At 63.6% G+C, this 14,305-nt stretch carries 13 protein-coding genes; 4 read left to right on the top strand and 9 right to left on the bottom strand.

Annotated features, from left to right (window positions below; all coding sequences use genetic code 11):
- The 3 genes from M728_RS01075 to M728_RS01065 all read left to right on the top strand — a co-directional run bounded on the left by M728_RS01075 (position 1) and on the right by M728_RS01065 (position 3,840).
- On the top strand, positions 1-804 hold the full coding sequence (locus tag M728_RS01075) for an SDR family oxidoreductase (RefSeq protein ID WP_026622043.1): 804 nt from the start codon (positions 1-3) through the stop codon (positions 802-804).
- An 85-nt stretch (positions 805-889) separates the two neighbouring features.
- The gene (locus M728_RS01070; protein WP_026622042.1) at positions 890-2,509 is read left to right on the top strand and encodes an LTA synthase family protein; all 1,620 of its coding nucleotides are present in this window, start codon (positions 890-892) and stop codon (positions 2,507-2,509) included.
- A gap of 26 nt (positions 2,510-2,535) precedes the next feature.
- Entirely contained in the window at positions 2,536-3,840 is a 1,305-nt protein-coding gene (locus M728_RS01065; RefSeq protein WP_026622041.1) for a capsule biosynthesis protein, read from the top strand.
- Here M728_RS01065 and M728_RS01060 read toward each other — a convergent pair.
- The 9 genes from M728_RS01060 to M728_RS01020 form a co-directional block, all read right to left on the bottom strand.
- Complete coding sequence (locus M728_RS01060; RefSeq protein WP_034884107.1) at positions 3,837-4,847, bottom strand: SIS domain-containing protein; 1,011 nt, start codon at positions 4,845-4,847, stop codon at positions 3,837-3,839. The genes M728_RS01065 and M728_RS01060 overlap by 4 nt on opposite strands.
- 233 nt (positions 4,848-5,080) lie before the next feature.
- Positions 5,081-5,536: an Rrf2 family transcriptional regulator gene (locus M728_RS01055; protein WP_026622039.1), complete on the bottom strand. Its 456-nt coding sequence runs from the start codon at positions 5,534-5,536 to the stop codon at positions 5,081-5,083.
- A gap of 293 nt (positions 5,537-5,829) precedes the next feature.
- The gene (locus M728_RS01050; protein ID WP_026622038.1) at positions 5,830-6,045 is read right to left on the bottom strand and encodes a hypothetical protein; all 216 of its coding nucleotides are present in this window, start codon (positions 6,043-6,045) and stop codon (positions 5,830-5,832) included.
- A 75-nt stretch (positions 6,046-6,120) separates the two neighbouring features.
- On the bottom strand, positions 6,121-6,363 hold the full coding sequence (locus M728_RS01045) for a hypothetical protein (protein WP_156943506.1): 243 nt from the start codon (positions 6,361-6,363) through the stop codon (positions 6,121-6,123).
- A 195-nt stretch (positions 6,364-6,558) separates the two neighbouring features.
- Entirely contained in the window at positions 6,559-9,093 is a 2,535-nt protein-coding gene (gene secD, locus M728_RS01040; protein WP_026622036.1) for a protein translocase subunit SecD, read from the bottom strand.
- A 96-nt stretch (positions 9,094-9,189) separates the two neighbouring features.
- Positions 9,190-9,609, bottom strand: coding sequence for a hypothetical protein (locus M728_RS01035; protein WP_026622035.1), 420 nt, complete (start codon positions 9,607-9,609; stop codon positions 9,190-9,192).
- 183 nt (positions 9,610-9,792) lie between these two features.
- Positions 9,793-11,406, bottom strand: coding sequence for a 5-guanidino-2-oxopentanoate decarboxylase (locus tag M728_RS01030; protein WP_026622034.1), 1,614 nt, complete (start codon positions 11,404-11,406; stop codon positions 9,793-9,795).
- Complete coding sequence (locus tag M728_RS01025; RefSeq protein ID WP_026622033.1) at positions 11,403-12,593, bottom strand: pyridoxal phosphate-dependent aminotransferase; 1,191 nt, start codon at positions 12,591-12,593, stop codon at positions 11,403-11,405. Before M728_RS01025 ends, M728_RS01030 begins: the two co-directional genes overlap by 4 nt.
- Before the next feature lie 11 nt (positions 12,594-12,604).
- Positions 12,605-13,219: a TetR family transcriptional regulator C-terminal domain-containing protein gene (locus M728_RS01020; protein ID WP_026622032.1), complete on the bottom strand. Its 615-nt coding sequence runs from the start codon at positions 13,217-13,219 to the stop codon at positions 12,605-12,607.
- Between the two features lie 277 nt (positions 13,220-13,496).
- Here M728_RS01020 and M728_RS01015 point away from each other — a divergent pair, with 277 nt between their 5' ends.
- A complete protein-coding gene (locus tag M728_RS01015; protein WP_026622031.1) occupies positions 13,497-14,270 on the top strand; it encodes an ABC transporter ATP-binding protein in 774 nt (257 codons plus the stop codon).
- The last annotated feature ends 35 nt before the right edge of the window (positions 14,271-14,305 follow it).

Genomic DNA, 14,305 nt, shown 5'->3' with positions numbered 1-14,305 from the left:
ATGACACATGTGATCATCACCGGAGGCTCCAGCGGCATTGGCCTGGCACTCGCATCGATCTACGGCGCCCGCGGCGCGCGTCTCTCGCTAATCGCCCGCTCTCGCGATCTCCTGCAAGCGGCGGCGCAGAAGCTGACATCGAAATACGGCGTGAAGGCCGAAGATATCCGCATCGAGCCCGCCGACGTCTCCAAGGGGGATGAGATCGGTGCCGCGATCTCCCGTTGCGTGGATGCGCTCGGCCCCTGCGACATTCTCGTCACGGCGGCGGGCGTCGTCGAGCCCGGCCCTTTCGAGACATTGCAGAGCGCGGCCTTCCATCGCCAGATCGAAACGAACTTCTCCGGCACGGTTCATGCAGTTCGCGCCGTCTATCCGGACATGATGCGGCGGCGCGAAGGCCACATCATGATGATCTCCTCCGGCGCCGCCCTGATCGGCATCTACGGCTATACGGCTTATTGCGCGTCGAAGTTCGCGCTGCACGGCTTTGCCCAGGCGCTCCGCAGCGAGGCGCGTCGCCACAATGTCAGCGTCTCCGTCTGCTTCCCGCCCGACACCGAGACGCCGCAGTTCGAGCGCGAGCTCGCCTCGCGGCCGCGGGAGGCGAGTGTCGTGATGGGAGCGGTTCGCCCCTGGACGGCCGAGGCGGTCGCCCGGAAGATCGTAAGAGGCATCGAACGCCGGCGGTTCGAAATCTACTTCGGGCCTACTTTGTACCTGCTTGGCCGTTTCGGACCCGCGATAAGACCCCTTATCAATTGGTGGTTCGACAGGGCAATCGATCGCCACGGTGGACGGTGAGGCGGACGCAGCCCGGCCATGCTTGTGCCGGCCGAGCTTAGTCTTTAAGTCAACGGACGGCACCCCCGCCGAGACGGCATCGGCGGTGAAACGGCATAAAGGTATTTGCTTGACGCTTCTTCCCTTCCACCTGCATGACTACCCGATAGCATTGGCCGTCATTTGCTATCTGCTGAGCTGCGGGGTGATCTTCTTCACGGACCGCTTCGCCCTGCCGGCACGAGAGCGCAGGAGGAACGCTCCCCCCTACGGGCGCAATCGGGCCATCATCGATGCGCTTGCCCGTCTGCCCGTCATCGCGCTGGTCTTTGCCGGCTTTTTCGCGATCTCCTGGCGCCCCCTCTATGCGGCTGCCGGCACGATGAGCTTCTTCATCATCTTCACCGGCATTTCCCGGGCGAAGTTCAAGTTCATCCGCGAGCCGTTGGTCTTTTCCGACATCGCTCTTGTCGCGGACGTCTTCAAATACAAGACCATCTTCTATGCGACTTCGCTGAACATCGTCTTCTGGATCGTCGCCTTCCTCTACGTGTTCGGCGTCTCGGGCCTTTACATGTATTTCGAGCCGAGCGTCCTGCCCGCAAGGGACAAGCCGTTCTGGATCGTGGTGATGATCTTGATCGCGGCGGGACCCTGGCTGCTCCTGTTCTACGGGCCGGTGAACCGGCCTACTGCCGCGCTCGTCCAACGGCTGGTGGGCAAAAAGGTCAATGTGAAGATGAGCACGGTGCGGTTCGGCACCTTCGGTTCGGTCGTCTTCCACTTCATTGTCTGGCTGGGGGTCAAGCGTGAGAAGATCGTCGCCGAGCTTTCCGAACGCCTGCGCGCAGCGGTCCATGACCTCATCGGCCACGAGGAAGCGCCGTTGATCGTTGTCTGGCAGTCGGAGTCCTTCATCGACATGCGGCACTTCGGCGTCAATTCGATCAAGCTGCCGACGATCGACCGGCTGCGCAAGCAAGCGGTGCAATGGGGGCGCCTGAGCAATGTCTTCGAGGGCGGCTATACGCTGCGCACCGAATTCGCCGTCCTGAGCGGCCTCGTGCCGGACGACATCCATGTCGATGCGAGCTACCCCTATCTCCGCGCGGCGCATTATGCCGACGTGGTCTGGCCGGGAAAGCTGAAGCGCGCCGGCTGGCGCACGCATTTCATCCACCCCTATGACCGGACGTTCTTCCTGCGGCACAAGGCAATGCCGGTGCTCGGCTTCGAGAAGCTCACCATGCTCGACGCCTTCGACCATGATCCCGAACGGGACGGGCTCTACGTCTCCGACGCGGCGCTCGCGGCGAGGGTGCTTGAAGAAGTTCACAATCTACCCGAAGACGAGAGCGGCTTCGTCTTCGTCGCCTCGATGGCCAATCACGGCCCTTGGGAACCCGGGCGCGTCGAAGGCCTCACCAGTCCGGTCGATATCTACCTGGCGATCCTCGAGCAATCGGACGCCGCCCTGAAGAAGCTGATCGACGGTCTCGACAAGCTCGACCGGCCCGTCTGGCTCGTCTTCTACGGCGATCATGCGCCGCTTCTGAAGTCCTTCGCCGACCCGTTCCCGGACCCGCGGACGGATTATTTCATCGTGCCGCTCGCCGATGCGCGGCCCACCGGTCACAAGCCGAAAGCGGCTGAGGACGAAGATCCGTGGAACCTGATCCGGTCCCTGGTCAGGCACGCCAACCTGCAAAAGGACGCGCTGCAATAGCGGCGGCTATCCGGAAGTCTCGACCCATGACGGCAGGCAAGACGATCAAAAGCGTGCAACGGCGGACATTCCTGTTCCTGCAGGGACCATCCTCGCCGATCTTCGCCAAGATCGCCGCGCGGCTCGCAGCGCTTGGCCACGTCTGCCTGCGCATCAATCTCAATGCAGGCGACCAGATCTTCTGGCGGCGCCCGGGGGCCCACAACTACCGCGGCTCCATCGAAGGCTGGCCGGCCTATATCGAGGCGTTCATCCGCCGGCATGCGGTGAGCGATCTGGTCCTGCTCGGCGAGGAGCGCCCTTATCACCGGATCGCCATAGCTGCCGCCAAAAGGGCCGGCGCGCAGGTCTTCGTCATCGAGATGGGATATCTCAGGCCGGACTGGCTGACGATCGAGCGCGGCGGCATGTCGTCCAACTCGCATTTCCCCGCCGACCCGGCGCAGATTTTAGAGGCGGCAGAGGGATTGCCCGAGCCGAACTGGCAGCGGCGCTACCGGCAGAGCTTCGTCGCCGAGGCGGCCTGTGACCTTCTCTACAACCTCCCGAACGTCTTTCTCTGGTTCCTCTTCCCCGGCTATCGCCGGCACGCGATCTTTCATCCGCTCGCCGAGTATGCCGGGTGGCTGAGGCGGCTTGCGGCCGGCAAGCGCCACCAGCAGGCGGCCGACGCGATAGTCCGCTCTCTTCTATCCAGCGGCTCGCCCTATTTCGTCTATCCGCTACAGCTCGAGACCGATTATCAACTGCGCGCGCATTCGCCCTTCAACAGTCAGCGCGACGCGATCCATGAAATTCTCGCGTCCTTCGCACGCGCGGCGCCCGCGACCGCCCGGCTTGCCGTCAAGGTGCATCCGCTCGACAACAGCCTCATCCCCTGGCGAAAGATCATCGGCCGCGAAGCGGCTGCGCTCGGAATCTCGGGGCGTGTCCTCTATCTCGACGGCGGCAATCTCGACCTGCTGACCGAGCACAGTGCCGGTATGGTGACCGTCAACTCGACCGCCGGGCTCCATGCATTAAGACAGGATAAGCCCGTGAAGGTCCTCGGCAAGGCCGTCTTCGACATTGGCGGCCTTACCGATCAGCAGCCGCTCGACGCATTCTGGGCGGCACCGCAGCCGCCGGATGCGCAGCTCAATGCGGCGATGTTCAGGCTGATGGCCGCCTCGATCCAGGTCCGCGGCAATTTCTATTCCCGCACCGGAACGGACGCCGGCGCTCAAGCGATCGCCGAGCGGCTGCATCGCGACAGCGTCAATCAGCCGGGCGGCTTCGTCGATCCGCCGCCCCGGCAAAAGCCTGCGAAAAGAAAAATATCCGATGATTAGGCGACGCCGGCCCGCAGCAGATCGTGAATGTGCAGGATGCCGACCGGCATTCCCGCCTCATCGACGAGGAAGAGCACGGTGATCTTGTGCTCCTCCATGAACTCCATGGCGGCGCTCGCAAGCACGTCGCCGTGAACGACCCGCGGATTGCACGACATCACCTCTTCGACCGGTTGGCTCAAGAGGTCGCCGGTCATGTGGCGGCGCAGGTCGCCGTCGGTAATCACTCCGACCAGCGCTCCTTTTTCATCGACGATGCCGACGACACCAAAGCCCTTCGCCGACATTTCGATGACCGCCTCGCTCATCGGGCGACCGACCGCCAGCAAGGGCACCTGCTCGGCCACGTGTGCAAGTTCTTGGACAAGCCGCAATTGCGCGCCGAGCTTGCCGCCCGGATGGAAAGTCTTGAAATCCTCGGCGGAAAAGCCGCGCCTTTCCAAAAGGGCCATTGCAAGCGCATCGCCGACCGCTAGTTGCAGCATCGCCGAGGTCGTCGGCGCAAGCCCGTGCGGGCAGGCTTCCTGCACCTTCGGCAAGGCGAGCGCGATTTCGGAATTGCGCGCAAGGGTGCTGTCGCGGTTGCAGGAGATCGAGACGACCGGCACTTTGAAGCGCTTGGCGTAGGTGAGCATGTTGGCGAGTTCCGCCGTCTCGCCGGACCAGGAGAGCAGGATCAGCACGTCGTCGGCTGTGATCATCCCGAGGTCGCCGTGGCTCGCCTCCGTCGGATGGACGAAATAGGCCGAAGTTCCAGTGGAAGCCATGGTGGCAGCGATTTTGCGGGCGATATGTCCGCTCTTGCCGACGCCGGAAACGACGACGCGGCCCGCCCCGTCGCCGACCAATGCGACGGCATCGACGAGGCCCTGCGCAAAAGCTGCATCCGCCACCAGGTGGTCGGCTAGCGCCTCGATGCCGTTCTTCGCCGTCGTTATCGTCCGACGGATCGAATCCATTACGGCGGCACCGGAATGCGCGTCCGCCTTCACGTGTCTCAAGCCCATCATCGACCCCTGATTCATTAACGAGAGGCCGCTCTTTTCAGCGGCGCGGCAAATATTGAGCCAGATAGGCCCTTTTTTCTGGCAAACCAAGTCTCCCGCTGCATGAATCCTTGCATCCGGACCGATTTGCACGGCATTTCACAGCTCTCTACCGCCACATCTGCAGCAATTCAAAGTGCTACAGCGGCTTTGCGCGGCTGATGAGACGCGGTGCCGTTGTGAGACAGGCGGTCTCACCCGGCACGTTTTTCTACTGAGGTTTCCGGAGGGACCGCGCCATCGGCGGCGAACTCGGCGAGCGTCATCGAATCGAGGATCGAGGCCATGGCGTCGCGCACCGACGTCATCGAGATGCGGACCCGACAGGTCTCCGGATTGCTGCAGTCCTCGCAGACCTCGTAAGCCGTGCGGCTCGCACAGCGTATGGGCGCCAGCGGTCCGTCGAGCGTGCGTATCACGTGGCCGATGCGGATCTCGGAAGCCGGACGCGACAGCGAGTAACCGCCGCCGGGGCCTTTCTTCGAGCGCAGCACGCCGGCGTTGCGCAGTTCGAGCAGGATCGTGTCGAGAAATTTCTTCGGAATATTGTTGCGGAGCGCAATCTCGTTGATGAAGGCGGTTTCACCAGGCCCCAGCCGCGCCAAATCGACAAGCGCCTTCAGTCCGTATTTTCCCTTTTTCGTCAGCATTCGAGCCAATTCTCCCCGGTTCCGCTAACGGCGAAACCGTCCATGACACAACTCGTCTTGGCATAGCACAAGAATGCGCGGTCAATATACAGTTATAGTCGACAATCGGCGAAGATGAGCGGGTCGAATGCTGCTGCAGAAAGGAGGCCGTCGACGCAATGATGTTAGAAAGCATGTGCGGTCTTACGCGCCCATCGCGCACCGACATTGGAAAGCGGGTCACGATGACTTGGGGGGCCCGAAATCACCGTGACCTCGATCGATATTGCGGCGGCATGCTTCAGATATGGGCGTCATGCCGCAAAGCCGGCCGAATGACTACGCTCGCTTTGTCCGCCCCGGCCGGCGAGCAGGTGCCGGATTGCTGTCCGCGCTTCGTCTGCCGAACGGAAATGCTGCTTGTCGAGATCCCAGACGTGATACTTCACGGCGAGGAACTTCAGCCGGTCTTTATCCGGAACGACAACGCCGACGGCTTCGCCGTCATATTCGATAACTTGCTTGCTCATGTAATAACGCTCCCCCGCGCGTAGGCGCGGATCATTCGATTCTCGGCAAAGGGTGAATTCGGGAAGTTCGAAGGGTCACATTCGCCAAAGCGTGCGAATGAGCCCTTTCACCGTTGCGCGACAAAGGGAACGCGAGCCGCAGAAAGCGGCGGTGTTTTCGAACATGTCACTCTCCTTCGGCTTGGCCCGGCAGCGCGCGCCGGGGCGTTTCATGAACAATTCGAGGCGGATTCCTTCCCCCACGATTTGCAAGTTAGAATAATCCACAAAATCAGTCAACTCCAGAAACGAAGAAACGAAAAATAATTCTCTTTTCAACGTTCAGGCGCCCACTGCGTGGACAATTCTGTTCGCTTGCCGATCGTGAGCTCGAACGCTATTTAGGGAGCGCCGAATCGACCCGCAAGGGACGGCTCTGATAAAGACAGCACTTTCGGACGAAAAAGGGGCGGCCCGCAGGACCGCCCCTTTTCGCTTCATCACTATTGCGCGATGACGATGGCGAAAAGCCGATTAGGCCGTCGGCGTTCCCGCCTGCTGCGCTCCGGAGCGGCCGGCTTCGCGATCTTTCCACCAGCGGCTCAGGAAAAGCAGGATCGGTCCGCCGATATAGATCGACGAGGTCGTCGCCACGATGACACCGAAGATCATCGGCCAGGCGAAGCTGCGCACCGCCTCCCCGCCCCAGATCGCCATCGGCACCAGCGAAAGCGCCGTCGCCATCGAGGTGAAGATGCATCGCGCGATCACCTGATTGATGCTCATGTCGATGAGGTCGGAGAACGGCATCGATTTGTATTTGCGCAGGTTCTCGCGCATGCGGTCGTAGACGACCACCTTGTCGTTCACCGAGTAGCCGATCATCGTCAGCAACGCCGCGATCGCCGTGAGATTGAAGTCGATCCCGGTCAGCGCGAAGAAGCCGACGGTCTTGGTGATGTCGAGCAGCAGCACCGCGATCGCGCCGACGGCAAAGTGCCACTCGAAGCGGAACCAGATGTAGAGCAGGATCGCGACCATGGCGAGGCCTACCGCAAGGAAGCCGGACCGTGCGAGCTCGCCGCTGACCGTGGGGCCGACGACCTCGGTCCGCTCCATACTGACACCAGGGATAGCGGTCGTTACGGCGTCCTTGATGCGGTTCAGCGCCGCTGTCTGCTCCTGCTCACCGCCAGGCTGCCGCTGGACGCGGACCAGCACCGATTGGCCGCCGCCGAAGTCCTGCAGTGCCACCTCGCCGAGGTTCAGCTCTTCGAGGCTGTGACGCAGCGTCGGCAGGTCGATCTTCTCCTTCGACACCGCCTCGACCTGGATACCGCCGATGAAGTCGATGCCGTAGTTGAGACCCGGCGTGAAGAACAGGATGACCGAACTGATCGACAGGAAGGCCGAAAAGCCGATCGCCTGGAAGCGGCGCTTCATGAAGGAGAAGGTCGGCAGGTGCGGAACGCGGCCGAAGAGCGACGGGATCTCCAGCTTCTTCATCTTGCGACGGACGACGACCTCGCGCATCAGCAGACGCACGACCGTGACCGATGTGAACATCGAAATGACGATGCCGAGCATCATCGTCACGGCAAAGCCGCGGACGGGACCGCTGCCCAGCCAGAACAGGAGGATCGTGCCGGCAAGCGTGGTGACGTTGGAGTCGAGGATCGTGGCGTAGGCCTTGTTGAAGCCGACGTCGAGCGCCTTCATCGCACCGGCACCCGCCTCTGTCTCTTCCCGGATACGGGCGTTGATGAGGATGTTGGCGTCGACCGCCATGCCGATGCCGAGAATGATGCCGGCGATGCCGGGGAGCGTCAGCGTCGAGCCGATCAAGCCGAGCACGCCGATCGTCATGATCGTGTGCAGCACGAGGCCGACATTGGCGATCATGCCCCAGGCGCCGTAGAGGACGATCATCAGAGTGACGACGAGACCGAAACCGGCAAGGCCGGTATAGAGGCCCATGCGGATCGAGTCGCTGCCGAGATTCGGGCCGACCGAGCGCTCTTCGATGATGGTGAGCGGCGCGGGCAAGGCGCCGGAGCGCAGGAGCGCCGAGAGAACCGTTGCCTCCTCGACGGTGAAGTTGCCGCTGATCTGACCGCGGCCGCCGAGGATCGGCTCGTTGATAACCGGTGCCGTCAGGACTTTGCCGTCAAGCACGATCGCGAAGGGCCGGCCGACGTTTTCACGGGTGATGTCGGCGAACTGGCGGGCGCCGAGTGAGTCGAAGGCGAAATCCACCACCGGCTGGTTCGTGCGTTGGTCGAAGCCGACTTTCGCATCTTCAAGGCGCTCGCCGGAAATGGCGACGCGGCTTTCGACCGGATATTTGTTGCCGTCGTTCGCGCCCGGAAGAATGTCGACGCCGCGCGGCGGCGGCTGTGTGACGTCCACGGTCTGATCGAGCATGTGGAAGCTCATCTGAGCAGTGGAACCCAAAAGCTCGCGCAGACGAGTCGGATCCTGAAGACCCGGCAGTTGGACGAGAATGCGGTTCGAACCGATCCTCTGGATCAGCGGCTCGGCAACGCCGACCTGGTCGACGCGGTTGCGGATGATCTCGAGGCTCTGCTCGACCGCCTTGGTCATGCGGTCGGCAAGGCCTGCCTCGGTCATTGCCAGCGTCACGACGTCGCCGTTCGTCGCCACCTCGACTTCGGCGGCGGTGGCGCCGAAGCCGACCGTGCTTACGGGTGTCGCCAGCTCCTGCAGTTTCGGCAGGACCTTCTCGCGGTCCGCAGCGTCCGGGATGCTCACGGTCACGCTATTGCCGCTGATACGGGCCGAGGAGGCGGAAACGCGCTCGCCGCGCAGCACCCGGCGGGTATCGTCGAGAAGCGAGTTGAGGCGAGCTTTCTGCAGCCCTGCCCCGTCGACCTCGAGCACGAGGTGCGAGCCGCCCCTCAAGTCGAGGCCGAGGGTGACTGGCTTGAACGGCAGAACGGAAGCGACTTGCTCCCTCATGGCCGGCGTCAGAACGCTCGGCAGCGCCGCGAGGCATCCGAAGATGATGATCGCGACATAGGCGAGGACCGCCCATCTGGATGTACGCATGTGGAAAATTCCATGAAAACCTGAACGCGCCTTCACGCGGGCGTCCGGGCTAGGTTTCATCAAAGGCCGAAGCAGGAGCGAGAACCCCTGCCGAACTCAAAGAACGGCTATGGACGGAGGCGGGGCGCGGATGCGCTCGCTTCGAAGCAGCGCCCCTGATGCGATTTCGGCCCGGGGCAATGGCACGGGGCGAGCGTCTGCATGGGCGGGGAAGGCTATGCGTTCGAGCGGAAGGACCGAGACGGGATCGCCGCCGGTCGTCGATTTCCCGTCCGAGCGCTCTCCGGTAAAGCGGAGGTCCGGCAGGGCAGCGGCCCTTGATATCTGGCGGACAGCCGGGCGGTCGGAGGAACCGCTATCCGGCGCGGCGACACCGCCACCTCCCGTCGCCGCGCGGCCGGAAACGCTTTGGCCGACCACGATGACCTGCATGGCAAGTGAGGCACAGAAAAGCCACAGCACGGCAAGGAGCCGGCCGGCCTGCATGCTCTTGCTGCCACCACCCAAGGGGTCCATCGCGGACGCGGTTCCTTTCTCTCGGCGCCCATCTATCCGCGACGAGCGCCAACGAGACGATTAGCTCGATTTGCCGACCTTAACGAAAGAACGTGGCCGGATTCGAGCGTCCGGGCTCTTAACACCACCCCGGGCCGGAAAAGTCAAATCTCGCCCCGTCTCCTCCACAATGCAGGCAAATGGTCAGGCCGTAGCGCCGGCGGTTTTCTCTTGGTGGATTTCGATGAGCGAGGGCCCGGAGCGCGCGGCCGCATCGGCGAGAGCGCGCGGCAGATCCAGGACATTCGCCAGCTGCTCGGCAGGAACGCCATAGGCATTGGCAGCCATCACGAAATCGGGCGCCGATGGCTTGACCCCCTCGGGTATGATCCCGGAGTCCACCATGTAGGATTCAATTTCCTTGTAGCCGTCATTGTTCCAGACAAGGAAAACGACCCGGGCCGCGGCATCGACCGCCGAGCCGATCTCGGCCAGCGAGAACTGGAAGCCGCCGTCGCCGACAAGGCAGACGACGGGCCGCGCGCCATCGGCAATCGCGGCGCCGACCGCCGCCGGCGGTGCATAGCCGAGCGAGCCATAGCCGGTCGCGGAATTGAACCAGGCGCGTTGCCGGGGCGCATCGCAGTAGAGGTTTCCGGCATAGACCGCCTGCGTCGAATCGCCGACGATCGTGCAATCGGGAAGCGCGGTGTAGATCATGTCTATGACGCCGACCTCCGCGCGCATCTTCGCGGTCAACTCCTTCAGCGCCGCCTTGCGCGTGGCATCGGCGCGGGCCGCCCCATCCTTGGCGGCGGCGTGACCGGGCAGGAAGCCGGTGATGCCCGCCGTCGCCGTCTTCGCGCCGGAGAGGATCGAAAGGGCGGCCTGCGGTCCGCGCGCGAGCTGTGCGGCGTCGATGTCGGTGCGGATGAGGTTCTTGAGCACCGGAAAGCCGCCATCGGCATAGAGGTCATAATCCGTCTGGCCCATCTCGGTGCCGAGCGCCAGCACGAGGTCGGCATCGCGCAGCAAGCTGCGCACGGCCTTGAGGCTCGGGCTTGCCGGCACGCGGAGGGGATGACCGGCGAGGATGCCGCGGGCGTTGACAGTCGTGACCACCGGCGCTCCGATCCGCTCGGCAAGCTCGCGCACTTCCGCCTCGGCGGTCAGCGCGCCGCCGCCGCAGAGGATCACCGGCCGCGCGGCGTCGGCGCATAGGATCGCAGCCCGCTGCAGCGTCTCGCTGTCGGAGCGCGGACGGGTTGCCGCCGCCGGCTTTGCCGCGCGACTCTCGATCTTCGCCGCCATCACGTCGGTCGGAATTTCGATATGGACGGGACCCGGCCGGCCGGAGAGCAGGACCGCAAAGGCGCGGTCCACGACGAGCGGCAGATCCGCCGGATTGAGGAGTGTGTGGGAATAGAGCGCAAGCGTCTTCACCATTCCGTGCTGGTCGGGCAGCTCATGCAACAATCCACGGCCGTGCCCGAGCGAGTCGCGTCGGTTGACGCCGGAGATCACCAGCATCGGGATCGAATCCTGCCGGGCCTGCGCCATTGCCGTGATCGTATTGGTAAGCCCCGGCCCGGTGATGACGAGCGCCACACCCGGCGTACCGCTGACGCGTGCATAGCCGTCGGCCATGAAGCCGGCCCCCTGCTCGTGACGCGGCGTGACATGACGGATTTTCGACGCCGCCAGGCCGCGATAGAGCTCGACCGTATGAACTCCGGGGATGCCGAACACGACCTCGACGCCGTTCGTCTCGAGCAGATCGACGAGGACCTCGCCGACGGTTTTCATTTCAGCGGTCATGCGCGGCGCTCCCGGCGAAGGGTCGAACGTTCGGCCAGAGACGCGATGCGGCGGCACGCCTCGTCGATAACGCCGTCGGGGACGGTGAGGCTCATGCGCAGGAAGTCCCGCGCCGCCTCGCCGAAGGACGAGCCCGGCATCACCGCGACCCCTTCCTCCTCCAGCAGCGCCCAGGCGAAAGCTTCGCCCGAGAGGCCCGTGCCGGCGACGTCGATCAGCGCGAACATACCGGCCTCCGGCGGCAGGACCGACAGGCCGGGCGCCTTGGCGAGGCCATCGGCGATCCGGCGGGCGCGCCGCTTGTAAGCCTCGCGCATCTGCCTTGCCGTATCGATGTCATGCGTCAGTGCATAAGCCGTCATGTCGGCGATGAACGGCTGCTGGCCGAAAAGCATGGTTTCGGAAACCGGCAAAAGCCGCCGGGTGAACTCAGCAGGGCCGACGGCCCAACCGCTGCGGAAGCCGGGGGCCGCATGCGACTTCGAGATGGAAGATACGACAATGGTGCGCTCGGCGAGATCCGGATTGTCGAAGGGCGAGGCGAACGCGGCGTCAAAAACCAGCTCCTCGTAGACCTCATCGCAGACGATCCAGAGGTCGTGGCGACGGGCGATCTCGCCGATCGCCGCAACCTCCGCCGCCGTCAGAACAGCGCCGGTCGGGTTGTGCGGTGTGTTCAGGAGCAGCACCCGGCAGTCGGGTGTAACCGCCCTCTCCAGATCGTCCGCCTGCATGTGAAAGCCGCGTTCCGGCTTCAGCGGCACGAACACCGGACACGCGCCGGTGGACCGGATGACGCCCTCATAGGTCGCGTAGAGCGGATCGCCGACAAGCACGCCGTCGCCAGCCTCCGCGAGGCCGAGCATCACGGCGAAGAGCGCTGTCTGGGTTCCCGGGAAGCAAAGAATGTTTTCCGGCGTTACGTCGGCACGGCGGCGGCGGTATTTTTCCGCAAGCGCCGCCACCACGCCAGGCTCACCCCGGCCGTTGGAATAGCGATAGCGCCCGGCGTTCATGGCCCGCTGGCATTCGTCGAGAAGCGCGCGGTCCGGCGGCAGGTCCGGTTCGCCTATCGTCAGCTCGATGATGTCGGCACCGCTTGCCTTCAATTGGCGCGCGCGTATGTGCAGCGTCCATTTCCCGGAACCGAGGTCGGCAAGGCGTGAGGTGATCGACGCGTAACGCAAGTATTCACTCCCTAATTTTCGATGGGAAGGCCGAGCAGCGCTTCGACGGAGGCCATGGCGATGCCGACCAGTTCGCCCTCGCGAAAGAGATCGCCGGCAAGGCAGCCTTCGACCCAGAGCCCGTCCACCAGGCCGTTGATTGCGATGGCATAGCGGCGGCATTCCTCGGGATCGGCGGGCCGCCCCCTGGCCGCAAGGAAGTCGCTGAGCAGCTCCTGAAGCGCATTGCGGAAGGCGAGATAGCCTTCCCGGTGGATTTCGGCGAGCACCGGATCGACCCGTACCTGGCTGATGAAGGCGGCCCAGAGCGAGACGCTGCGGCTGTCGGCCACGGGTTCGGTCAGATTGATGGCGATGAAATCCTTCAGCCGCGTCGCCGGATCGCCTTCGACGTTCTTCGCCTTCTCCGTAAGCGAGGCGATGACGGCGCGGTAGGCCTCCGCGATCATCTGATCCTTGGATTCGAAATAGTGACGCACGAGCCCCGCCGTGACGCCGGCGCGAACCGCGATCTGCCGGACCGTCGCGCCTTTGAGCCCGTACTCGGAGATGCAGTCGAGCGTCGCCTCGATCAGTTCCTGACGCCGTTCGCCTTCCGGCGCGCGATGAAAGCTGCGGCGGCTCACGGGCGCCTCCAGACCGCAGCGCCGCCCGGCCAAATCGTCACTGCCTGCCAGACGGATCGGCTCATGCGGCTCTCCTACGAGAAGTTCAATAAAGCGTGAGGGTCGCACCAAAAAATCGGCGACGAAATTATTATACACTTGAATAATAGCGGCACAAGTGCAACGATGCTGCTTAAGAACAACGTGACAAGCCGAAGATGCTGCACGAGAGAACGACCAGGGGAATTGTCTTCATGGCTTCAACGAGCGTTCCGCGATTGAAGGGAGCCGCGCGTCGATGACGGATGTGGCCCAGGCAATCGCGGTCACTGACCTCCACAAGCGTTTCGGGCCATTGGAAGTGCTGAAAGGCGTCTCTTTGACCGCCAACCGAGGCGACGTCATCGCGATCATCGGCGGCAGCGGCTCCGGCAAATCCACGTTTCTTCGCTGCATCAACATGCTGGAACTACCGTCGGCCGGCCGGATCAGCGTGCATGGCGAGGAAATCCGGATGAAGTCGGACGGCCATGGCGGGCTGATGCCGGCAGATCGCAAGCAGGTCCAGCGCATCCGCACGCAGCTTGGCATGGTCTTCCAGAGCTTCAATCTATGGCAGCACATGACGATCCTCGAAAACGTCATCGAGGCGCCGGTGCACGTGCTCGGCAAACCGAAGGCGGAAGCGGTCGCGACCGCCGAGGCGCTGCTTAACCGCGTCGGGCTCTACGAGAAGCGCGATGCCTACCCGGCCTTTCTTTCCGGCGGACAGCAGCAGCGGGCGGCGATCGCCCGGGCGCTGGCGATCCAGCCGCTCGTCATGCTTTTCGACGAGCCGACCTCGGCGCTCGATCCGGAGCTCGTCGGCGAGGTCCTTTCCGTGATCGGCGATCTCGCGCGGGAGAAACGGACGATGGTGCTCGTGACCCACGAGATGAAGTTCGCGCGCGACGTCGCCAACCACATCGTCTTCCTGCACAACGGCGTCATCGAGGAACAGGGGCCGCCCGAGGCGATCTTCGGCGCACCGAAATCCGAAAGGCTCAAGAAGTTCATCAGCTCCATTCACTGAATTCCGCAATGCTCAACAACCAAAAAAGGGAACAG

This window comes from Ensifer sp. WSM1721 (genome assembly GCF_000513895.2).
GTDB lineage: Bacteria > Pseudomonadota > Alphaproteobacteria > Rhizobiales > Rhizobiaceae > Sinorhizobium.
Note: the sequence above shows the minus strand (reverse complement) of the source record. Positions and strands in the feature narration are given on the sequence as shown.